This window comes from Duganella vulcania, assembly GCF_009857655.1.
Lineage (GTDB): Bacteria > Pseudomonadota > Gammaproteobacteria > Burkholderiales > Burkholderiaceae_D > Rugamonas > Rugamonas vulcania.
Window position 1 is genome coordinate 1 of record NZ_WWCX01000071.1, and the last position, 20988, is coordinate 20988.

The 20988-nt window shown below is 63.9% G+C and carries 19 protein-coding genes, 1 other RNA gene and 2 pseudogenes; 9 read left to right on the plus strand and 13 right to left on the minus strand.

Annotated features, from left to right (window positions below):
• The 5 genes and pseudogenes from GTP90_RS26280 to aceE form a co-directional block, all read right to left on the minus strand.
• A pseudogene (locus GTP90_RS26280) lies at window positions 1-182 on the minus strand (glycosyltransferase family 1 protein); the annotation flags it as partial.
• A complete protein-coding gene (locus GTP90_RS26285) occupies window positions 175-1431 on the minus strand; it encodes a hypothetical protein (protein WP_161086278.1) in 1257 nt (418 codons plus the stop codon). The pseudogene GTP90_RS26280 and the gene GTP90_RS26285, both read right to left, overlap by 8 nt.
• Entirely contained in the window at window positions 1418-2008 is a 591-nt protein-coding gene (locus GTP90_RS26290) for an MATE family efflux transporter (protein WP_443093310.1), read from the minus strand. Before GTP90_RS26290 ends, GTP90_RS26285 begins: the two co-directional genes overlap by 14 nt.
• A gap of 55 nt (window positions 2009-2063) precedes the next feature.
• Window positions 2064-2417 (minus strand): annotated as a pseudogene (locus GTP90_RS26295) (biotin/lipoyl-containing protein); the annotation flags it as partial.
• 19 nt (window positions 2418-2436) lie between these two features.
• Entirely contained in the window at window positions 2437-5127 is a 2691-nt protein-coding gene (aceE, locus tag GTP90_RS26300; protein ID WP_161086279.1) for a pyruvate dehydrogenase (acetyl-transferring), homodimeric type, read from the minus strand.
• Window positions 5128-5364: 237 nt separating this feature from the next.
• Between aceE and folD the strand changes: the two genes are divergently transcribed.
• From folD to GTP90_RS26330, 6 genes are all read left to right on the plus strand, one after another.
• Entirely contained in the window at window positions 5365-6210 is an 846-nt protein-coding gene (gene folD, locus GTP90_RS26305) for a bifunctional methylenetetrahydrofolate dehydrogenase/methenyltetrahydrofolate cyclohydrolase FolD (protein ID WP_117011773.1), read from the plus strand.
• A 30-nt stretch (window positions 6211-6240) separates the two neighbouring features.
• Window positions 6241-8313 carry a M3 family metallopeptidase gene (locus GTP90_RS26310; protein ID WP_161086280.1) on the plus strand — a complete coding sequence of 691 codons (2073 nt, stop codon included), beginning with the start codon at window positions 6241-6243 and terminating at the stop codon, window positions 8311-8313.
• Between the two features lie 2 nt (window positions 8314-8315).
• Window positions 8316-8918, plus strand: coding sequence for a glutaredoxin family protein (locus GTP90_RS26315; RefSeq protein ID WP_161086281.1), 603 nt, complete (start codon window positions 8316-8318; stop codon window positions 8916-8918).
• A 116-nt stretch (window positions 8919-9034) separates the two neighbouring features.
• Window positions 9035-9460: a DNA polymerase III subunit chi gene (locus GTP90_RS26320; RefSeq protein WP_117011776.1), complete on the plus strand. Its 426-nt coding sequence runs from the start codon at window positions 9035-9037 to the stop codon at window positions 9458-9460.
• On the plus strand, window positions 9457-9870 hold the full coding sequence (locus GTP90_RS26325; RefSeq protein WP_161086282.1) for a DUF2486 family protein: 414 nt from the start codon (window positions 9457-9459) through the stop codon (window positions 9868-9870). Before GTP90_RS26320 ends, GTP90_RS26325 begins: the two co-directional genes overlap by 4 nt.
• A 242-nt stretch (window positions 9871-10112) precedes the next feature.
• Window positions 10113-11252, plus strand: coding sequence for a branched-chain amino acid ABC transporter substrate-binding protein (locus tag GTP90_RS26330; protein ID WP_161086283.1), 1140 nt, complete (start codon window positions 10113-10115; stop codon window positions 11250-11252).
• Window positions 11253-11315: 63 nt separating this feature from the next.
• On the opposite strand, the gene GTP90_RS26335 is transcribed toward GTP90_RS26330, so the two are convergent.
• Window positions 11316-11636, minus strand: coding sequence for a c-type cytochrome (locus GTP90_RS26335; RefSeq protein WP_117011779.1), 321 nt, complete (start codon window positions 11634-11636; stop codon window positions 11316-11318).
• A 162-nt stretch (window positions 11637-11798) separates the two neighbouring features.
• Between GTP90_RS26335 and GTP90_RS26340 the strand changes: the two genes are divergently transcribed.
• Entirely contained in the window at window positions 11799-12020 is a 222-nt protein-coding gene (locus GTP90_RS26340) for a TIGR04438 family Trp-rich protein (protein ID WP_161086284.1), read from the plus strand.
• A 60-nt stretch (window positions 12021-12080) separates the two neighbouring features.
• Here GTP90_RS26340 and ilvD read toward each other — a convergent pair whose 3' ends face one another.
• Window positions 12081-13943, minus strand: coding sequence for a dihydroxy-acid dehydratase (gene ilvD / locus GTP90_RS26345; RefSeq protein ID WP_161086285.1), 1863 nt, complete (start codon window positions 13941-13943; stop codon window positions 12081-12083).
• 146 nt (window positions 13944-14089) lie between these two features.
• Here ilvD and GTP90_RS26350 point away from each other — a divergent pair, with 146 nt between their 5' ends.
• Both GTP90_RS26350 and lgt read left to right on the plus strand, forming a co-directional pair.
• On the plus strand, window positions 14090-14986 hold the full coding sequence (locus GTP90_RS26350) for a LysR family transcriptional regulator (protein WP_161086286.1): 897 nt from the start codon (window positions 14090-14092) through the stop codon (window positions 14984-14986).
• Window positions 14980-15825, plus strand: coding sequence for a prolipoprotein diacylglyceryl transferase (gene lgt / locus GTP90_RS26355; protein ID WP_161086287.1), 846 nt, complete (start codon window positions 14980-14982; stop codon window positions 15823-15825). Before GTP90_RS26350 ends, lgt begins: the two co-directional genes overlap by 7 nt.
• Here lgt and GTP90_RS26360 read toward each other — a convergent pair.
• From GTP90_RS26360 to galA, 6 genes are all read right to left on the minus strand, one after another.
• Window positions 15822-16643, minus strand: a complete 822-nt coding sequence (locus GTP90_RS26360) for a sulfite exporter TauE/SafE family protein (protein WP_161086288.1) — start codon at window positions 16641-16643, stop codon at window positions 15822-15824. The two genes, lgt and GTP90_RS26360, sit on opposite strands and share 4 nt — an antisense overlap.
• Entirely contained in the window at window positions 16643-17110 is a 468-nt protein-coding gene (locus GTP90_RS26365; protein ID WP_161086289.1) for an EVE domain-containing protein, read from the minus strand. Before GTP90_RS26365 ends, GTP90_RS26360 begins: the two co-directional genes overlap by 1 nt.
• A gap of 77 nt (window positions 17111-17187) precedes the next feature.
• A non-coding RNA gene (gene ssrS / locus GTP90_RS26370) (6S RNA) lies at window positions 17188-17368 on the minus strand.
• A gap of 46 nt (window positions 17369-17414) precedes the next feature.
• Window positions 17415-17726: a cell division protein ZapA gene (locus GTP90_RS26375; protein WP_117011786.1), complete on the minus strand. Its 312-nt coding sequence runs from the start codon at window positions 17724-17726 to the stop codon at window positions 17415-17417.
• Window positions 17723-18037, minus strand: coding sequence for a hypothetical protein (locus GTP90_RS26380; RefSeq protein WP_254452056.1), 315 nt, complete (start codon window positions 18035-18037; stop codon window positions 17723-17725). Before GTP90_RS26380 ends, GTP90_RS26375 begins: the two co-directional genes overlap by 4 nt.
• A gap of 44 nt (window positions 18038-18081) precedes the next feature.
• On the minus strand, window positions 18082-20934 hold the full coding sequence (gene galA / locus GTP90_RS26385; protein WP_161086290.1) for a beta-galactosidase GalA: 2853 nt from the start codon (window positions 20932-20934) through the stop codon (window positions 18082-18084).
• Between the last annotated feature and the right edge of the window lie 54 nt (window positions 20935-20988).

Below are 20988 nucleotides of genomic sequence, written 5' to 3' on the forward strand. Positions count from 1 at the left end.
CCGGCGCCGCGCGCGGCGCCGGCGTCGACGATGGCCACGCCGTCGCGCCTGGCGTCGCCCAGGCCGTCGGCCACCACCAGCGTGACCTGGTGGCCGTGCGCGGCCAGGGTGCGGCATTGCTTGCCGAAGATGCGGCTGTCGTCGCGCGGGTGCGCCGAGCTCAGGTGGGCGATCTTAAGCATGGTCCGCTCCCGCGCGGTAGCGCGCGTAGGCGCCCAGCGCGGCGCCGATCAGCATGTCGCTGAAGAAGTGGGACAGGCACAGCAGCAGCACCGTCATGCCGAGCAGGCTCCAGGCCAGCAGGAAGGCCGGGCCGCGGCCGTCGCGCCCGCCGATCGCCCAGGTGTGCAGGCCCATCTGCAACAGCGGGTACAGCAGCAGCGCCAGCAGCGCGGCAAAGCCGAACAGGCCGAGGTCGACCCAGGCCGACAGGATGTTGTGGCTGTACAGGCCGACCGGATAGCTGCCGTAGTCGCCGAGGATGGGGTGCTCGGCGATGGTGCGCAGCGCGTTCAGGGTCAGCTGGTGGCGCATGTTGGCCGAGCTCGAGTGCGACAGGTCCAGCAATTCCAGCGTGCGGTTGCCGGGCACGGCCGCCAGCAGCAGCGCCAGCAGGCGGGGCATCAGCAGCGCCAGCGCGGCGAAGATGGCGGCTGCGGCGGGCCGATGGCGCGCCGCGTGCAATTCGATCAGCGGGACCAGGAACAGCAGCGCGCCGAACTCGCTGCGCGCGGTGTTGACGTACAGCGTGGCCACGCCCAGCGCGTACCACCCCCAGCGCAGCGGCGCCTGGCGCGTGGTGGCCAGTACGGCGGCCAACGGCAGCAGGTAGGAGCGCGAGAAACCCTGGTAGGTGGCAACGCTGTCGGGGTCGCGCGCTTCGCCCAGCGCGGCCAGGTAGAAGGCGCCGTCCACCGCGTACGCGAACACCACGCAGGACATGGCGGCCAGGCTGGCGTACTGGGTCAGGCGGAAGCGGCGGCTGGTGCAGTCGAGCGTGCTGAAGATGACGAACAGGTTGAACAGGTAGAGCAGGGCCAGCGCGTGGTGCGCGGTGATGGCCGGGTTGGCGCTGGGCGCGTGGCACGCCACCATGGCGCCGAAGTAGGCCAGGAAGGCCAGCAGCGCGGCGTCCACCCGCGGCAGCTGGTAGCGGGCGCGGTGCAGCCGGCGCCAGTAGGTCAGCAGCATGGCCGGCAGCAACAGCAGCGAGACGGCGGCGAAATAACCGCCCAGGTAGGCGCGGATCAGGCCAAGGCCCAGCAGCGTCTGGTAGGCGAAGAAGCCGGGGAACAGCAGGAAGAAGCCGAGCTCGGCCCAGGCGGTGTCCGGCCGGGCGGCAGCGCGCGCGACCGGTGCGCGATGTGCGGCGGCGGTCGGTGCGGCTTGCGCCGCGTGCGTGGCGCCGGCGGTGGCGTCAGCGGGCCGCATGCAGCCTCCCGGCGGGATCGCGGTCCAGCGCGTAGCGGTAGGACATGTGCAGGTACACCAGGTACAGCAGCGAGTAACCGCTGGCGTAGGCGGCCACGCTCTGGTGCAGCGTGAGCGGCGCGGCGAACACGGCCAGCGTCATCGCGAACAGCGCCAGTTGCCAGGCCAGCTCGATCTTCTGGCGGCCGGCCACGAAGAACACATAGCTGAGCGGGCTGGCGATGAAGTTGAGGAAATACAGCGGCGCCAGGATCTGCGCCAGCTCGCCGGCTGCGCGCCACGGCGCGCCGAAGGCGAAGGCGAACAGCGGCGGCGCGGCCAGCAGCAACAGCAGCGACGGCAACAAGCCCAGCAGCAGCAGCACGCGCGCCGCGTGGCGCCAGGCAGGCCGGCAGTTGCCGCTGTTCTGGTACTGGCGCACCGATTCGCGCTTGAACACTTCCTGCACCGAGGCCGCCAGCAATGAGACCGGCGCCGCCAGCACGCGTTGGGTCAGCGCGAACAGGCCGGCGGCCAGCGCGCCATGGCGGGCGCCGATCAGCAGCAGCGGCAGCGGGCCGATGGCGGCGTTGAGCACGTTCGATGGCAGCGCGTAGCGCCAGAACGCGCGGTGAGCGTGCAGATAGCGCCGCTGGGCCGGCGTTGGCAATGCGCTGCGTCGCAGCCGCCGCGCCAGCGCGCACAGGGACGTCCGTGGCCGCCATGCCAATTGGCGCAGGTGCGGCAGCGGCAGGAGCCGCGGCGGCGCCGTCAGCTTCCAACAACAGCAGCAGCGAACCCTCGGCCACCTTGTCGCCGACCTTGACCTTGATTTCCTTGACCACGCCAGCGGCGGACGAAGGAATCTCCATGCTGGCCTTATCCGATTCAACGGTAATCAGCGACTGATCCACCTTGATGGTATCGCCTACTTTGATCATCAACTCGATGATTTCAACTTCCTTGAAATCACCGATATCCGGGACTTTAACTTCCACAATGCTCATAGCGTCTGCTCCGTTCTAATTATTGGGTCACCGGATTTGGCTTGTTGGCGTTCAGGCCGTACTTGACGACTGCCTGCTCCACCACCTTCACGTCGATCTTGCCTTCTTCCGCCAGCGATTTCAGCGCAGCGACCGTGATGTAGTAACGGTTCACTTCGAAGAACTCGCGCAGTGCGGCGCGGGTATCCGAACGGCCGAAACCATCGGTGCCCAGCACACGGTAGGTGCGGTCTTTAGGGATGAAGGCGCGGATCTGCTCAGCAAACGCACGCATGTAATCGGTCGTCGCGACGATAGGGCCGGAGGTATCCTTCAGCAGCTGCGTCACGTACGGCACGCGTTGTTCCTTGGTCGGGTTGACCAGGTTCCAGCGCTCCGCATCCTGGCCATCGCGGGCCACCAGCGTCAGCGACGGAGCGGACCACACGTCGGCGGCGATGTTCCAGTCCTTCAGCAGCAGTTCCTGGGCGAAGATCGACTCGCGCAGGATGGTGCCGGAACCGATCAGCTGCACGCGCTGCTTGGCTTTCTTGTCGCCTTCGTGCAGCAGGTACATACCTTTCAGGATGCCCTCTTCCTGGCCCGGCTTGATGCCTGGGTGCGGGTAGTTCTCGTTCATGATGGTGATGTAGTAGAACACATCTTCCTGTTTCTCCACCATGCGGCGCATGCCGTCCTGGATGATCACGGCCAGTTCGTGGCCGAAGGTCGGATCGTAAGGCATGCAGTTCGGTACAGCCGCTGCGAACAGGTGGCTATGGCCGTCTTCGTGCTGCAGGCCCTCGCCGTTCAGCGTCGTGCGGCCGGCGGTGCCGCCCATCAGGAAGCCACGGGCGCGCATGTCGGCGGCGGCCCATACCAGGTCGCCGATACGCTGCATGCCGAACATCGAGTAGTACGTGTAGAACGGGATCATCACGCGGTTGTTGGTCGAGTACGAGGTCGCAGCGGCGATCCACGAGCTCATACCACCGGCTTCGTTGATACCCTCTTGCAGGATCTGGCCGGCCTTGTCTTCGCGGTAGTACATCACCTGGTCTTTGTCGACCGGCTCATACAACTGGCCTTGCTGGTTGAAGATGCCGACCTGGCGGAACAGGCCTTCCATACCGAAGGTACGGGATTCATCGACCAGCACCGGCACGATGCGTGGACCGACGCTAGGATCCTTCAGCAGCGTGGTCAGGATACGCACATAGGTCTGGGTGCTCGATACTTCGCGGCCTTCAGCGGTCGCATCCAGCACGTTCTGGAACGCGGACAGCGGCGGCACGGTCAGCTTCTCGTCGGCTTGCATGCGGCGGGCCGGCAGGTAGCCTCCCAGCGCGGCGCGGCGCTCGTGCAGGTACTTGATTTCCGGTGCGTCGTCGGCAGGCTTGTAGAACGGGATGTCGGCCAGCTTGTCGTCCGGGATAGGGATCGAGTAGCGGTCGCGCATTTCGCGCACTGCTTCGTCGGTCAGCTTCTTGGTGTTGTGCGCGGTGTTGCGCGCTTCGCCGTGCTTGCCCATGCCGAAGCCCTTGATGGTCTTCACCAGCAGGACGGTCGGTTGGCCCTTGTGCTCTTGCGCGACCTTGAAGGCGGCGTAGATCTTGTGCGGATCGTGGCCGCCACGGGTCAGGCGCCAGATGTCGTCGTCGGTCATGTTGGCGACCATTTCCAGCAGCTTCGGATGCTTGCCGAAGAAGTGCTTGCGCACGTAGGCGCCGTCCTTGGCCTTGTAGTTCTGGTATTCGCCGTCCAGGGTATCCATCATCACTTTGCGCAGGATGCCGTCCTTGTCCTGCTTCAGCAGCGCGTCCCAACCCGGGCCCCAGATGACTTTAACGACGTTCCAGCCGGCGCCGCGGAAGTCCGCTTCCAGCTCTTGAATGATCTTGCCGTTGCCGCGCACAGGGCCGTCCAGGCGCTGCAGGTTGCAGTTGACGACGATGACCAGGTTGTCCAGCTTCTCGCGCGCGGCCATGCCGATGGCGCCCAGCGATTCCGGTTCGTCCATCTCGCCGTCGCCGCAGAAGGCCCAGACTTTACGGTCGGTGGTGTCGGCGATCGAGCGTGCGTGCAGGTACTTCAGGAAGCGTGCCTGGTAGATCGCCATCAGCGGGCCAAGGCCCATCGACACGGTCGGGAACTGCCAGAAGTTCGGCATCAGTTTAGGGTGCGGATACGACGACAGGCCCTTGCCGTCGACTTCGCGGCGGTAATGGGTCAGCTGTTCTTCGCTCAAGCGGCCTTCGAGGAAGGCGCGCGCGTACACGCCCGGCGAGGAGTGGCCCTGGATGTACAGCAGGTCGCCGCCGTGGTTTTCGCTAGGCGCTTTCCAGAAGTGGTTGAAGCCGATGCCCAGCATGTTGGCCAGCGAGGCGAACGAGGACAGGTGGCCACCGAGGTCGCCGTCGACGCGGTTGGCCTTGACGACCATCGCCATGGCGTTCCAGCGCATCCACGAGCGCAGCTTCTCTTCGTATTCCAGGTTGCCCGGGCAGTGGGTTTCCAGGTGGGCTGGAATCGTGTTGACGTAGGCGGTATTGGCGGAGAACGGGATGTCCGAGCCGCTTTGGCGAGCCAGGTCGATCAGGCGTTCCATCAGGTAGTGAGCACGTTCAGGGCCCTCTTGTTCCAGCACTGCGGCCAGTGCGTCCAACCATTCTTTGGTTTCTTGCGAATCAGGGTCGGTGTTTGCCGTTACCTGGTCAAGTTGAGCTGACATGTATTAAGTCTCCTGAGTTTAAGTGCTGACGTGACGCTGATTATTTACCAATACTTCTATGACGTGTGGGATTCTAACAGCAGTTTTCTGCTTTTTCAAATTACGATACGTCATTTCGTATTATGAAATTACCCTATGAAAATCTTGTGCGCCGCAGCACACCCCGGCCACGGGAAACGAGGCGCAATGCGCGCTGCGGCTTTATAATCCTGCTTTCCTCTCCAACCTGGTTAAATCATGCCTGCTCAACTGATCGACGGAATCGCCCTCTCCCAAAAACTGCGCGCGGAAATTGCTGCACGTGCTGCCGCCCTCACCGCCAAAGGCAAACAACCCGGCCTGGCCGTGATCCTGGTCGGCGACGACCCGGCCAGCCACGTTTATGTCCGCAACAAGGTCAAGGGCTGCGAGGATGCCGGTTTCTACTCGCTCAAGGAGCAGTATCCCGCCGACCTGAGCGAAGCGGCGCTGCTGGAGCGCATCGCCGCGCTGAACGCCGATCCGGCCATCCACGGCATCCTGGTGCAAATGCCGCTGCCTAAGCATATCAACCCGCACAAGGTCATCGAAGCGATTTCGACCACCAAGGACGTGGACGGCTATTCGGTGCTGAGCGCCGGTGAGCTGATGACCGGCCTGGAAGGCTTCCGTCCCTGCACGCCGTACGGCTGCATGAAGCTGATCGAAAGCACCGGCGTCGACCTGCGCGGCAAGCACGCGGTGGTCATCGGCCGCAGCAACACCGTCGGCAAGCCGATGGCGCTGCTGCTCTTGCAAGCCAACGCCACCGTCACCATCTGCCATAGTGCGACCCCGGACCTGGGCCTGTACACCCGCCAGGCGGACGTCGTGGTGGCCGCAGTCGGCCGCCGCAACACCCTGACGGCCGACATGGTCAAGCCGGGCGCGATCGTGATCGACGTCGGCATGAACCGTGACGACGCGGGCAAGCTGTGCGGCGACGTGGACTTCGCCGGCGTCAAGGAAGTGGCATCGCACATCACGCCGGTACCTGGCGGAGTGGGCCCGATGACCATCACCATGCTGCTGATGAACACGGTCGAAGCGGCCGAGCGCACCTAATACAACCGTATCGAACTTATTGGACTCAAGATGACTGACCAAAATCCCCTGTTGGACTTTTCCGGCCTGCCGCGTTTCGATGCGATCAAGCCCGAGCACGTCACCCCGGCCATCGACGAACTGCTGGCCAAGAGCCGCGCCGTGGTCGAGCAACTGGAAGCACCGTCCGAGCAAGTGACCTGGGATAACTTCGTCACCCCGCTGGAAAACGCCACCGAGCTGCTGGGCCGCGCATGGGGCATCGTCAGCCATCTGAACAATGTGGTCGATACGCCCGAGCTGCGCGCCACCTACAACGAGAACCAGCCGAAGGTGACCGAGTTCTGGACCGCGCTGGCCCAGAACGAGGCGCTGTTCGACAAGTACAAGGCGCTGCGCGCGTCGGCCGGTTTCGACAGCCTGTCGCCGGCCCGCAAGCGCATCATCGACAACGCCGTGCGCGATTTCCGCATGGGCGGCGCCGAACTGCCGGCCGATAAAAAGGAACGCTTCGCCGAGATCCAGGAAGAGCACGCGTCGGTCTCGACCCGCTTCTCCGAAAACGTGCTCGACGCCACCAACGACTACAAGCTGCTGGTGGAAGACGAAGCCGACCTGGCCGGCCTGCCGGCCGACGTGAAGGCCGCCGCGCGCGCAGCGGCCGAGAAGGAAGGCAAGCAAGGCTACGAATTCTCGCTGCACTTCCCGTCCTACTTCCCGATCCTGCAATTCGCCGACAAGCGCGAACTGCGCGAGACCATCTACCGCGCCAACGCCACCAAGGCTTCCGAGCAGGGCGATGTGTTCAGCAAGAAGGACGAGTGGGACAACACGCAAAACATCGTCACGCTGCTCAAGCTGCGCGACGAGGAAGCCAAGCTGCTGGGCTATAAAAACTTCGCCGAGGTATCGCTGGTGCCGAAGATGGCGCAGTCGCCCGACCAGGTGATCGCCTTCCTGGAAGACCTGGCCAAGCGTGCCCGTCCGTTCGCCGAGCAGGACCTGGCCGAACTGAAAAAATTCGCGCAGGACGAGCTGGACATCGCCGAGCTCAAAGCCTGGGACATCCCCTACGCTTCCGAGAAACTGCAGGAGCGCCGCTACGCCTTCTCCGCGCAGGAAGTGAAGCAGTACTTCCCCGAACACAAAGTGGTCGACGGCCTGTTCCGTCTGATCCAGAACCTGTTCACGGTCGAGATCAAGCCGGACAACGCGCCGGTTTGGCACAAGGACGTGCGCTTCTTCCGCATCGAGCGCAACGGCAAGCTGATCGGCCAGTTCTACCTGGACCTGTACGCGCGCGCCGGCAAGAGCGGCGGCGCCTGGATGGACGATGCACGCGGCCGCCGCGCCGAGGAAGAAAAAGTGCAGACCCCGGTCGCCTACCTGACCTGCAACTTCACCGAGCCCGCGGTGGTGGACGGCGTCGTCCAACCGTCGCTGTTCACGCACGATGAAGTGATCACGCTGTTCCATGAATTCGGCCACGGCCTGCACCACATGCTGACGCAGGTGGACGAGCTGGGCGTGTCCGGCATCTCCGGCGTCGAGTGGGACGCGGTGGAACTGCCGTCGCAATTCATGGAGAACTTCTGCTGGGAATGGGAAGTGCTGGAACACATGACCTCGCACGTGAGCACCGGTGAGCCGCTGCCGCGCGCGCTGTACGACAAGATGCTGGCCGCGAAGAATTTCCAGTCCGGCCTGCAGACCTTGCGCCAGGTGGAGTTCTCGCTGCTCGACATGCACCTGCACTACGACTACGACGCCAGCACCGGCAAGACCGTGCAGCAGTTGATCGACGAAGTGCGCGCCAAGTTCGCGCTGATCATCCCGCCGGCGTTCAACCGTTTCCAGAACTCGTTCGGCCACATCTTCGCCGGCGGTTACGCGGCCGGCTACTACAGCTACAAGTGGGCCGAGGTGCTGTCCGCCGACGCCTACGCCGCGTTCGAGGAAGCCAAGGCGCTGGGCCCGGATGCCACCACCGAAACCGGCAAGCGCTACCTGCAGGAGATCCTGTCGGTGGGCGGCTCGCGTCCGGCGCTGGAATCGTTCACGGCCTTCCGTGGCCGCGAGCCCAGCATCGACGCGCTGCTGCGTCACAGCGGCATGGCGGCCTGAGCATGAAACGGCTGGCCGCGTTCACCCTCGCGCTGCTGTGCCTCGGCACGGCCAGCGCGCAGGTGTACAAATGGGTCGACGGCAAGGGCGTGACCCATTACAGCGACCAGCCACCGCCACCGTCCACGCCGGCCAAAACAAAAGTCGAATTGAAATCGTTCGCCACCGGCGGCGCCACGGTGGAGCTGCCGCAGGAACTGGCCGACGCCGTGCGCAACCGCCCGGTCACGCTGTACACCACGGCGCAGTGCGACGGCTGCAGCAACGGCCGCGCCATGCTGATGGCGCGCGGCATACCCTTCACTGAAAAAACCGTCGCCACCGTGGACGACCAGGTGGCGCTGAAGAAGGCCGGAGGCAACGGCCAATTTCCATTTCTGCTGGTCGGCCGCAGCAAGCTGACCGGCTTCGAGCAGACCAGCTGGGATGTGTTGTTGAGCGACGCCGGCTATCCGCTGGAAAAACGCTTGCCACCGAATTATCAATATCCGGCGCCGGTGTCCGCCGCGCCGCCGCCTCCGCCCGCGCCCGAAACGGTGCGCCCAGTGGAGCAGCCCGCCAAGCCCCTGCCGCCAGTCAATGCGCCGCCCGGCTTCCAGTTCTAAAATCGGCGTTCGGTAGCAACATCGATGCCAGCGCCAAAAATAATTTTCGCATAAACTGGAATCACGCAGCATCGCGCTGCATGCACTTCCCCTCTACAGAACAGATCAAAACAGCTATGACACGCATCGATTTCCACACCAACGTGCCGGACAAAATCGCCTATGCCTGCCGCCTCGTGCGCAAGGCCTGGGGCGCGAACAAGCGCGTGGTGCTGATGGCAGACGATGCCGCACAGCTGGCGGAACTTAACGCGGCGATGTGGACATTTTCCGCCACCGACTTCCTGCCCCACGTGCTGGCCGGCGACGCGCTTGCGGCGCACACGCCGATCATACTCACGGACAACGATGAGGCAGAATTACCACACAAAGAATTATTGGTAAATTTGTCGCGCCGCGCGCCTTCCGGGGTCGCGCAATTCGAGCGCATGATCGAAGTAATTTCCTCCGATGAGGATGATGCGGCCGCAGGCCGCAAGCGCTATGTCGCATACAAGCAGCAAGACTATCCACTTACCCACTTTGTCACAGGAAAATCATGAGCCAAGCCCAATCGTTTGACGCCAGTATCCCTGTTTTGACGGAAGTCCTGAAGGCCGAGCCGCTGGGCGATGAACTGCTGCCCGGCGAGGCCGCTTCCGGTATCCGTTCGACGCTGTCCCAGCGCGCTGAAATGGCCGCGCAGCTGGAAGCCGACGCCATCGACAACTGGAGCGACGCGGAATGGGCGATGATGGAGCATCGCCTGTCCGAGCGCATCATGCACCAGTTGCAGTCGCGCGTGGACTTCGTGCTGGAGCAGCGCATCAAGGACAGCATGGCCGAAGTGCTGACCCATGCCCTGCACGGCCTGACCAACGAAATCCGTATCGGCCTGCACGACACGATAGAAAAAATTGTCGCCCGCGCCGTCTCGCAGGAACTCACGCACCTGCAAGCCCAGAAGAAGTAACCCTCTCCCCCGGTCCGCGCCCAACCGTTGCGCGGACCGCACTCCTCCAGTGCGCAAACGTATCAAAACCGGGAAATCCGCCCGCGCCGCCGCCTCAAAACCGGGAAACGCCACGCCAAAGTGCGAAACCCTGCGAAACTCCCTTTGCGATAAGAATAATTTGTTGTACCTTTTGGCCTTGCAGAAAAAATTCTGCGGCGCCCGCGAGACACCGTCGCTTATTCAACCATTGGAGAATGCATATGCTGTTCAAGACCAAGTTCATTCCACTCGCCATCGCCCTGGCTTTCGCTGGCAGCGCCGGTGCGCAAGAAGTGATCAAGATCGGCCACGTCGCGCCGGTCTCCGGTCCATCCGCGCACCTGGGCAAGGACAATGAAAACGGCGCCAAGATGGCCGTCGAAGAATTGAACGCCAAAGGCATCAAGATCGGCGGCAAGCCGGTCAAGTTCGTGCTCGTGCTGGAAGACGACGGCGGCGATCCGAAACAAGGCACGGCGGTCGCGCAGAAGCTGGTCGATGCCAAAGTCAACGGCGTGATCGGCCACCTGAATTCGGGCACCACCATCCCCGCCTCGAAGATCTACTACGACGCCGGCATCCCGGAAATTTCGCCAGCCACCACCCAGACCAAATACACGCAGCAGGGCTTCAACTCGGCGTTCCGCGTGGTCGCCAATGACGCCAAGCTGGGCGGCACGCTGGGCAGCTACGCGGTCGGCAAGATGGGCGTGAAGAAGATCGCCGTCATCGACGACCGCACGGCCTACGGCCAGGGCGTGGCGGAAGAGTTCATCAAGGGCGCGAAGAAGGCGCTGCCGGGCGTGCAAATCGTCGGCAAGGAATTCACCACCGACAAGGCCACCGACTTCAACGCCATCCTGACCACCATCAAGGGCAAGAATCCGGACCTGATCTTCTTCGGCGGCATGGACTCGGTGGGCGGCCCGCTGCTGCGCCAGATGAAGGCGCTGGGCATCCAGGCCAAATATATGGGCGGCGACGGCCTGTGCACCGAATCGCTGCCTAAGCTGGCCGGCGCGGACGCGGTCAAGGTTGTCACCTGCGCGGAAGCCGGCGGCGTGCCGCCTGAGCTGCAGAAGAACATGGACGACTTCCACGCCCGCTACAAGAAGAAGTACAACATGGACGTGCAGCTGTACGCGCCATACGTGTACGACTCGGTGATGACGATGGCCGCGGCAATGCAGGCGGCTAACTCGGCTGAGCCCGCCAAGTACCTGCCGTTCCTGCAGAAGATCAAGTATCAGGGCGTGACCGGCCTGATCGAGTTCGATCCGAAGGGTGACATCAAGGATGGTTCGCTGACGCTGTATAACTACAACAACGGCACCAAGACCATTACCTCGGTCATCAAATAAGTTTGAATTGAACCAACAAAAAACGCGCCAAAGGCGCGTTTTTTTATACCACTGCGGCGCGGATTACTTCTGCGCCAGCACCCATTTCACCAGGGTCTTGGCTTCGGCATCGCTGACCTGCGGATTGGCTGGCATCGGGATCGCGCCCCAAGTGCCGGAGCCGCCCTTCATCACTTTGGTGACCAGCTTGGCTTCAGCGTCTTTCTGGCCGGCGTATTTGGCGGCGACATCCTTGTAGGCAGGGCCAACCAGCTTGGTGCTCACAGCGTGGCAAGCCAGGCAATTCTTCGCTTTTGCCAAGTCCATGCCCGCGTCCGCCATTGCGGCTTGCGATGCGAATGCCGAGGCGACTACCATACCAACCATCATCAAATTACGTTTCATTGTCTTCTCCAGGTAAGTACTACTCAATTCTGCCAACAATTCTACCGTGTTTTGCTATGGAACATTAAACGCCATAGCTTATATCCTCGTTGACCGATAATAGAATATTGCTGCCCGCAAAGCCATTTTCTTTGTAAGATGAGGTAACCGGAGGAACACATCATGCCCATGATATTGGTGATCATCGCCCTGTGCGGGCTGCGCTATTTTGAAGTGTGGAAGTTCGCCCTGCTGTCCTGGTGGTGGATAATCGGGCTGATGGTGTTCGCTTTCGTGTGGTTCGAGTTCTTGGAGCCGATGCTGGGGCTGGACAAGCGCAAGGCCCACGACGAAGACGAAAAGCGCCGCAAGGCGCGCGTGAAGCAGAATTTCGACAAGAAATGAAAACGCCCGCTCCGGGCGGAGCGGGCGAATCGGGCGTACGGCGGGCAAGCCCGCGCCGGCTTAGCGCTTGATCTGCGACAGATCGCGCACGGCGCCACGGTCGGCCGATGTGGTCAGCGCCGCGTAGGCTTGCAATGCCTGCGACACATAACGCTCGCGGTTGACCGGCTTCCACGCATCGCTGCCCTTGGCCTCCATCGCCGCGCGGCGCGCCGCGAGATCCGCATCGCTGATGCGCAGGCTGATGGTGCGGTTCGGAATATCGATATCGATCATGTCGCCCTCTTCCACCAGGCCGATGGCGCCGCCCTCCGCCGCTTCCGGCGACGCATGGCCGATCACCAGTCCCGAGGAACCGCCCGAGAAGCGGCCGTCCGTCAGCAGCGCGCATGCCTTGCCCAAACCTTTGGACTTGATGTACGACGTCGGGTACAGCATCTCCTGCATGCCAGGGCCGCCCTTCGGACCTTCGTAGCGGATGATGACCACATCGCCTTCATGCACCGTATCGCCAAGGATGCCTTCAACCGCCGCGTCCTGGCTCTCGAACACGCGCGCCTTGCCGCTGAATTTCAAGATGCTTTCGTCAACGCCGGCTGTCTTCACGATGCAGCCGTTCTCCGCCAGGTTGCCGTACAAGACAGCCAGGCCGCCGTCCTGCGAATAGGCGTGCGCCTTGTCGCGGATGCAGCCGGTGCTGCGGTCGGTGTCGAGTGCGCCGTAGCGTTCCGATTGCGAGAACGCCACCTGCGTCGGCACGCCGCCCGGCGCCGCGCGGAACAGCTGCTGCACGGCCGGATCGTCGGTGCGCGTGATGTCGTTGCGTTCGATGGCATCGCCCAGCGTTGGCGCGTGGATGGTCGGCAGCGAGGTGTCGAGCAGGCCTGCGCGCGCCAGCTCGCCCAGGATCGCCACGATGCCGCCGGCGCGGTGCACGTCCTCGATGTGGAATTTGTCGGTCATCGGCGCGACCTTGCACAGGCAAGGCACTTTGCGCGAGATGCGGTCGATGTCCTTCATGTCGAAGTCCACGCCAGCCTCGTGCGCGGCGGCCAGCAGGTGCAGCACGGTGTTGGTGGAACCGCCCATCGACACATCCAGCGCCATCGCGTTTTCAAACGCGGCCTTGGTGGCGATGGAGCGCGGCAGCACGGAGTAGTCATCCTGCTCGTAGTGGCGCTTGGCCAGTTCGACGATCAGGCGGCCGGCGCGCAGGAACAGCTGCTCGCGGTCGGAGTGGGTGGCGACGATGGTGCCGTTGCCCGGCAACGCCAGGCCCAGCGCCTCGGTCAGGCAGTTCATCGAGTTCGCGGTGAACATGCCCGAGCACGAACCGCAGGTGGGGCAGGCGGAACGCTCGATCTCGGCCACGTCGGCATCGCTGACCGTTTGATCGCCGGCCTTGATCATCGCATCGACCAGATCGAGCTTGATGATCTTCTGTTTGCCGTCGACCACCTTCAGCACCTTGCCCGCTTCCATCGGGCCGCCGGAGATGAACACCACCGGAATATTGATGCGCATCGCGGCCATCAACATGCCCGGCGTGATCTTGTCGCAGTTGGAGATGCAGACCATCGCATCGGCACAGTGGGCGTTGACCATGTACTCGACCGAGTCGGCGATCAGGTCGCGCGACGGCAGCGAGTACAGCATGCCGCCGTGGCCCATGGCGATGCCGTCATCGACCGCGATGGTGTTGAATTCCTTGGCCACGCCGCCGGCCTTCTCGATCTCGCGCGCCACCAGCTGGCCCAGGTCCTTCAGGTGCACATGGCCCGGCACGAACTGCGTGAACGAGTTCACCACGGCGACGATAGGCTTGTCGAAATCGCCGTCCTTCATGCCGGTGGCGCGCCACAGGGCGCGGGCGCCGGCCATGTTGCGGCCGTGGGTGGTGGTGCGGGAACGGTATTGCGGCATGATGGATCTCCAATGATAAAGGCGGGCTTAAGACCGCTGGCTTAGTATGAGAGATTGCCTTGGCCCTGCCGCAGTGTCAAATATAGTATTTGCGGCCCTGTGAGTCGTATAAAATATCACCGATACAAATTTCAATAGTAAACAATATGAACCTGGAACTGCGTCAGCTACGCTATTTCGTCACCGTCGCCGAGGAACTCCACTTCGGCAAGGCGGCGCTGCGGCTGCACATGACGCAGCCGCCGCTGTCGCAAACCATCCAGGCGCTGGAGGAGCTGCTGGGCGCCGCGCTGTTCGAGCGCAACCGGCGCGGCGTGGCGCTGACGCCGGCCGGGCTGGCGCTGCTGCCGGAAGCGCGCCGCATGCTGGCGCAGTCGCTGGAACTGCCGCAGCTGGTGCAGCGCGCCGCCGCAGGCGAGGTCGGGCGGCTGACGCTGGCCTTCGTCTCCTCGGCCGACTACAGCGTGCTGCCGCCCTTCCTGCGCGCCTACCGCGCCGCCTATCCGCAGGTGCAGATCACGCTGCAGGAAGCCACGTCCGACCTGCAGCTGGACGACCTGCTGCACAACCGCATCGACGCCGGCCTGCTGATCCCGCCGCTGCCGGACAAGGCCGGGCTGGAACTGGACTATCTGCCGGTGCTGAGCGAGCCGCTGGTGCTGGCCCTGCCGGCCGGCCTGCTGAAGAAGCAAGGCAAGCTGGCATTGGCCTCCTTGCCGAAGCTGCCGTTGATCGTCTTCCCGCGCGCGATCTCCCCGGCCCTGTATGACGCCATCCTGTCGGTGTTCCGCGAGGCCGGCATCACGCCGGAAATCGGCCAGCAGGCGATCCAGATGCAAACCATCGTCAGCCTGGTGTCGGCCGGGATGGGGATGGCGCTGGTGCCGCAGTCCGTGTCCAACCTGATGCGGCCCGGGGTAGAATACCGGGCGCTGCGCGACGCCACCCCGCTGGTCGAAACCGGCCTGGCCTGGCGGCGCGACAACGCCTCGCCGGTGCTGCGCGGCTTTTTGGAATTATTAAGAAAGAACACCCTATGCTGATACACCCGATGCCCGATCCGATCGCCCTGCAACTGGGGCCGGTGGCGATCCACTGGTACGGCTTGATGTATGTCCTCGCCTTCGCCCTGTTCATCACGCTGGGACGGGTGCGCATCAAGCAGCCGCACATCGCTGCGCAGCGATGGAGGAAGGAGGACCTGGACGACATGCTGTTCTACGGCATGCTGGGCGTGATCATCGGCGGGCGCATGGGCGAGGTGCTGTTCTACGAGCCGGTCAAGTACTTCTCCGATCCGATCGAGATCTTCAAGGTCTGGCACGGCGGCATGTCCTTCCACGGCGGCTTCCTCGGCGTGCTGATCGCGATGGCGGTGTGGGCGCGCAAGAGCGGGCGCAACCTGCTGGACGTGTACGACTTCATCGCGCCGCTGGTGCCGCTGGGTTACGCCGCCGGCCGGCTGGGCAACTTCATCAACGCCGAGCTGCCGGGGCGCGTGGTCGCCGATCAATCGCTGCCGTGGGCGATGCTGTGGCCGAACAACGCCTATCCGCTGCATCCGAATCCCGTGTTCCTGGAGGGCCTGCGCCATCCGTCGCCGATCTACCAGCTGCTGATCGACGGTCTGCTGGTGTTCGTCATCCTGTGGCTGTTCTCGCGCAAGGAGCGGCCACGGCTGGCGGTGGGCGCGATGTACACGCTGCTGTATGGCTGCGCGCGCTTCTTCACCGAATACTTCCGCACGCCGGACTGGGAAACCACCGTGCTCGGCATGCCGATCACCTCCGGCCAGGTGCTGTCGCTGCCGATGATCGTCGGCGCGGCAGCCATGCTGGTGTGGGCCTACAAAGTCAAACAGAAAGGCCGCGCGCCCATCTAAGTCCCAATGGCCTTGCGCAGCATGTAGGCGGCGAGGCAGTACAGCACGATGGCGAAGATTTTTCGCAGGGTCTGCACCGGCAGCTTGTGCGCGGTGCGGGCGCCCAGCGGCGCCAGCGTGACGCTGGCCGCGGCGATCACCAATAACGCCGGCATGTAGACGAAGCCGAGTGAATAACGTGGCAGGTCCGGCGTATTCCAGCCGTAGTAGATGTTCGACAGCGTGCCGGCCAGCGCGATCGGAAATCCCAACGCGGCGCTGGTGGCGACGGCGTTGTGGATCTTGACGTTACGCCAGGTCATGAACGGGATCGACAGGAAGCCGCCGCCCGCGCCCACCAGCCCCGCCACCAAACCAATCACACCGCCGGCGCCGAACATGGCGGCGTTGCCCGGCAGGCCGCGCTGCGCGACGCCGTCGGCCGGCGCGGCTTTTTTGGCGAGCAGCATCTGCGTCGCGGAGAAGGTCAGGAAGATGCTGAACAACAGCGCCTGTCCCGCCGAACTCATTTGCTTGGCGATCCAAGGGCCGCACCACGCGCCCAGCAAAATACCGGGCGCCAGCAGCAGCGCCACCGGCCATAGCACCGCGCCATGCCGGTGGTGCGCGCGCACCGACGACATCGATGTGAACAGGATCACGCCCAGCGAAGTGGCCACCGCCATGTGGATGATCGCCTCCTCCGGAAACCCCTGGGCGCTGAAGATCAGCGTAATGAACGGCACCAGTATCATGCCGCCGCCTATGCCCAGCAAGCCCGCCATGAAGCCGCCCACGGCGCCCATCAACAGCAGGATCAGCACCAGGCCCAGGTCCATCAGCCGCTCTTTTTCAGCAGCTTGACGATGGCGTTCCACTGCGCGGCCGTCACCGGCGTGATCGACAGGCGGCTGCCTTTTTGCAGCACCGCCATGTCCTCCAGCGCCGGTATGGTGCGCATCTCGGCCAGCGGCAGCAGCCGGGTTTTCTGCGTGCCTTGCACGTCAATCGAAATCCAGCGCGGCTGCTCGGGCGTGGCCTTGGGATCGTAGTATTTGCTGTCCTTGTCGAACTGCGTGGCGTCCGGATACGGGCCGCCCACCACCCGCGCCAGGCCGGCGATGCCTGGCTCTGGACAGCTGGAATGGTAGAACAGCACACCATCGCCATCCTGCATGCCGTCGCGCATGAAGTTGCGCGCCTGGTAGTTGCGCACGCCGAACCACGGCGTGGTCTGCGCCGGCGACGCCATCACGTCATCGATGCTCACTTCATCAGGCTCGGACTTCATCAACCAATATTGCATGGGCGGCTCCCAACAAAAACGTCCAGACGAAAAAAAGCGGCTGCGCACTCACATGCTTGCAACCGCTTCTTTAATAATGAGGCCCCGCCTGTGCCGTCTTTGCCGGCATCCCGAACCAAACGGTTCAAGGTGGTCACAGTTAGTTCAATTTCGGGTTCATCGGACTAGCGACGCTCACGCCCATCGAACAAAATTCCGCAACCGGTGCACATAAATGGTTCAAGGAATATATGGCAATCGCGAACACCGCAGGGTGAGACGAAGTTTACTCTCTTGTCCGCCGCAAAGGAAGGAGTTTAGCGAATTAAAACAGGGTTTCTTGTGGCGTCAGCGCGCTATCGAGCACTTTGTGCATGGCGCTGATCCGCGTTTGCACTTCCAGCATCGACATGTCCGACAACGGTCCCACCGGGGACTTCACCGACAGGAATTCCGCCGCCATGCCCAGCGCCGCCATCACGGCGATGCGGTCGTTGCCCTTGATCTTGCCGGCGTCGCGAATGGCCGTCATCTTTTTATCGAGGAAAGCGGCGGCCTCGCGCAGCGCGCGCTCCTCGCCTTCCTTGACGACCAGCCGGTACGGCGAACCCATGATGGTCACATCCAGCTGTATCATCGTGCGTCCTCGTTTTCAGGCTGTTGTTCTTCGTCGGCGGCGCCGTCGAGCGCGGGGATTTTTTCCAACAAAGCCTGGACGCGGGCGGCCGCCTCGGCCAGCTGGCGCCGATAGCCGATGTTCTCCACCACCAGGGCGGCATTGCCTTGGCGCAGTTCTGTATTTTCCCTGCGCAGGGCGTGGGTCATCTCGGCCAACCGGTCGATTTTGTCGGATAGTTCTTGGAAATCTGGGATCATCCCGCCACTATAGGCAGCGCGCGGAACGCCGTCAACCGAATCGCGCGCGCCGCCCGCATATTTGGCGGGCAAGCGCGCGATTTATTTCCTCACTGTCAACGCCTTGTTGGAAATTGCTACTTTGCCAGCAAGCGTGGCGTAATGCTCACATAGCCCTCGATGCCACTGGCCTGGCCCGGCTCCGCCTCGACGATGACATTGATCTCGCGCTTGCCGGCGCCGGCCGGCAGCGGCAGTTCGAACGCCTCCAGCGCGTAGCTGTCCTTCTTGCCGGCCAGCTGGCCGTTCAGCCAGAACTCCGCCTTGCCGCGTATGCCCGCGAAATGCAGCACGCCGCTGCCGTCGGCCAGGTTCCTGCGGGGCGTGAAGCTGGAGCGGTACAGGTGATACTTCGCGGCGGCCGGCGCGATCATCGGCGGCGATCCCCAGCCCCAGGTGTTCATGTCGAAGCTGGCCAGTTGCTGGTTGGGGTCGGGACGCTGGGCGCTATCCGGCGCGATGCGCCAGCCGCGCACGAAGGTCAGCGGCGCCTCGGCCTGCGCCACGTAGGGTTGCGCGGGCGTGGCCTTGACCGGGATGCTGATGTGCGCCGGCGCCAGGCCGGGCGCGGTGGCGGTCACGCTGACCGCGTCCGTGCTGGCGTAGTTGGTCTGCACGATCAGCTGCGCCAGGCCGTTGAACAGGCGGCGCGTGGCGCCCTTCTCGTCCTCGTGCGAATTCGGATCACCGTTGCCGTGGCCGATGGAGCGGCCGCCGCCCGTGACCGCGAACGTCACCTGAGCGTCGGCCAGCGGCACGGCGCGGCCTTGCGCGTCCAGCGCGCGCACGGTGATCGGCATGGCGTCGCGGCCATCGCCGGCCAGCTGCGCGCGGTCCGGCACCAGCTCCAGCGCGACGGCGGCGCCGGTGGTTTCCACCGAGGTGCGCGCGACTTCCTTGCCGCCGTTGTAGCCGATCGCTTCCAGCTTGCCGGGCGCGTAGGCGACGTTGAAGCTGTTCATGCGGTACGGGTCCACCTTCTGCTCGCCCAGCACGCGGCCGTTCAGCAGCAGCTGCACGCGTTCCACATTGGCCATCACCATCACGCGGATGTCCTTGCCCTCGCTGCCGCTCCAGTTCCAGTGCGGCGCGATGTGGATCAGCGGACGGTCCTTGATCCACTGTACCTGGTGGATGTAGTAGGCGTTCTTCGGGAAGCCGTTCAGGTCCATGATGCCGAACACCGAGCTGACCGAAGGCCACTCGTTGGGCGTCGGCTCGCCGCGGTAATCGAAGCCGGTCCAGACGAAACCGCCCGCCACGTATGGGCGCGTGGCGATCGCCTGCCAGGCGTCGCGGTGGGTGTTGCCCCACTCCGCCGCATCGTCGTCGTAGCTGGCGATCAGGTTCTTCTCGCGGACGGTCTTGAACTCGCCGCGCGTCATGTAGGCCGAGGTGTCCTCGGAGCTGGTGAAGGGCTTGTTCGGATAGGCCTTGTGATAGCGGTCGTAGTCCGGCACCTGGTAGTTGGCGCCCACCACGTCCACCGCATGCGACACGTTCAGCTCCGTCAGGAAGCCGCCGTTCATCGCCGCCGTAACGGGGCGGGTGTCGTCCAGCGACTTGACCACGGCCGACATGCGGCGCACCATTTCGTAGCCCACTTCGGTGGCCTGCTCCGGCTCCTCGTTAAACACCGACCACAGGACCACGCCCGGATGATGGCGATCACGCTTGATCATCCACTCCAGCTGCTTCATGTAGTCCGGCGATGGATTGAAGTTGCGGTTCTCGTCCATGACCACGAAGCCCATGCGGTCGACCAGGTCCAGCACCTCGGCCGCCGGGGCGTTGTGCGAGAAGCGGATCGCGTTCACGCCCAGTTCCTTCAGCCTGCGCAGGCGGTACTCCCACACCGAATCCGGCACGGCCACGCCGACGCCGGCATGGTCCTGGTGGATGCACACGCCCTGCAGCTTCACATGCATGCCGTTGAGGAAGAAGCCCTGCGCCGCATCGAAGCGGATGGTGCGGAAGCCGGTATGCAGCGACACTTCATCCAGCGCCTTGCCGTCCTGCAGAACGCGGGTGGTCACGCGATACAGATTGGTTTTCTCCAGCGACCACAGTGCCGGCTTGGCGACGGCCACCGGTACCTTCACCGTGTTCGTGTCCAGCGCGCCGATGCGGGCGGCGGCGCTCTGGCGCGCCACCTGCTTGCCGGACGGGTCGAACACGGCCACCTCCACCGTCACGCCGCTGGCCTGCTTGCCGCTGTTGTTCAGCGTGACCTCGACCGGAATGGTCCATTGATTGTTCTTGTCCAGGCGCGGCGTCGCGTGCACGCCATCGGTGACGACATGCACCGGATCGCGCTTGACCAGCCACGCGTGGCGATACATGCCCGCGCCCTCGTACCACCAGCCTTCCATGGCTTCGGCGTCGGCGCGGATGGCGATGGTGTTCATTGCGTCGCCGTAGCGCAGGTATGGGGTGATGTCGATATAGCTGGAGTTGTAGCCGGACCAGTTGCGGTTCACCACGTTCCCGTTCACCCACACGGTGGCGTGGGTGGCGATGGCGTCGAACTGCAGTTCGAAATGGCGGCCACGGTCGGCGGCGTCCACGCGCAGGTAGCGCCGGTACCAGCCGATGCCGCGCGGACGATAGCCCTGCGCGACGTTGGCGTTGGGGTCGAACGGACCTTCCACCGCCCAGTCATGCGGCAGGTCCAGGTGGCGCCAATCTGAATCGTCGTATTCGGTGCCGGCCGCGCCGGCGGCATTGCCCGCCTTGGCGTTGCCGTAGGATTCGCCGTGCCCCTTGATCGGCGGCTGGACGATGTCGCCCAGGTGGAACAGCCAGCCGCGGTCCAGCGACAGGCGCTCGCGCCCGGCCGATGCGGCAGGAACAGCATGAGCGGCCACGCAGGCCGTCAGCAGAAGAACGGCGGAACACAGCCGCCGCCAGTTGAATATGGTCGATTTCAATTCGCGCCCCCTTGATGAAAAAAACGGAGCAGCGCCATCACGCGCCGCCCCGTT

Excerpts from the sequence above, each read along its gene's own strand:
- GTP90_RS26285 (WP_161086278.1), bottom strand. The coding sequence starts at position 1,431 with ATGCGGCCCGCTGACGCCACCGCCGGCGCCACGCACGCGGCGCAAGCC.
- aceE (WP_161086279.1), bottom strand. The coding sequence starts at position 5,127 with ATGTCAGCTCAACTTGACCAGGTAACGGCAAACACCGACCCTGATTCG.
- folD (WP_117011773.1), top strand. The coding sequence starts at position 5,365 with ATGCCTGCTCAACTGATCGACGGAATCGCCCTCTCCCAAAAACTGCGC.
- GTP90_RS26310 (WP_161086280.1), top strand. The coding sequence starts at position 6,241 with ATGACTGACCAAAATCCCCTGTTGGACTTTTCCGGCCTGCCGCGTTTC.
- GTP90_RS26315 (WP_161086281.1), top strand. The coding sequence starts at position 8,316 with ATGAAACGGCTGGCCGCGTTCACCCTCGCGCTGCTGTGCCTCGGCACG.
- GTP90_RS26320 (WP_117011776.1), top strand. The coding sequence starts at position 9,035 with ATGACACGCATCGATTTCCACACCAACGTGCCGGACAAAATCGCCTAT.
- GTP90_RS26325 (WP_161086282.1), top strand. The coding sequence starts at position 9,457 with ATGAGCCAAGCCCAATCGTTTGACGCCAGTATCCCTGTTTTGACGGAA.
- GTP90_RS26330 (WP_161086283.1), top strand. The coding sequence starts at position 10,113 with ATGCTGTTCAAGACCAAGTTCATTCCACTCGCCATCGCCCTGGCTTTC.
- GTP90_RS26335 (WP_117011779.1), bottom strand. The coding sequence starts at position 11,636 with ATGAAACGTAATTTGATGATGGTTGGTATGGTAGTCGCCTCGGCATTC.
- GTP90_RS26340 (WP_161086284.1), top strand. The coding sequence starts at position 11,799 with ATGCCCATGATATTGGTGATCATCGCCCTGTGCGGGCTGCGCTATTTT.
- ilvD (WP_161086285.1), bottom strand. The coding sequence starts at position 13,943 with ATGCCGCAATACCGTTCCCGCACCACCACCCACGGCCGCAACATGGCC.
- GTP90_RS26350 (WP_161086286.1), top strand. The coding sequence starts at position 14,090 with ATGAACCTGGAACTGCGTCAGCTACGCTATTTCGTCACCGTCGCCGAG.
- lgt (WP_161086287.1), top strand. The coding sequence starts at position 14,980 with ATGCTGATACACCCGATGCCCGATCCGATCGCCCTGCAACTGGGGCCG.
- GTP90_RS26360 (WP_161086288.1), bottom strand. The coding sequence starts at position 16,643 with ATGGACCTGGGCCTGGTGCTGATCCTGCTGTTGATGGGCGCCGTGGGC.
- GTP90_RS26365 (WP_161086289.1), bottom strand. The coding sequence starts at position 17,110 with ATGCAATATTGGTTGATGAAGTCCGAGCCTGATGAAGTGAGCATCGAT.
- GTP90_RS26375 (WP_117011786.1), bottom strand. The coding sequence starts at position 17,726 with ATGATACAGCTGGATGTGACCATCATGGGTTCGCCGTACCGGCTGGTC.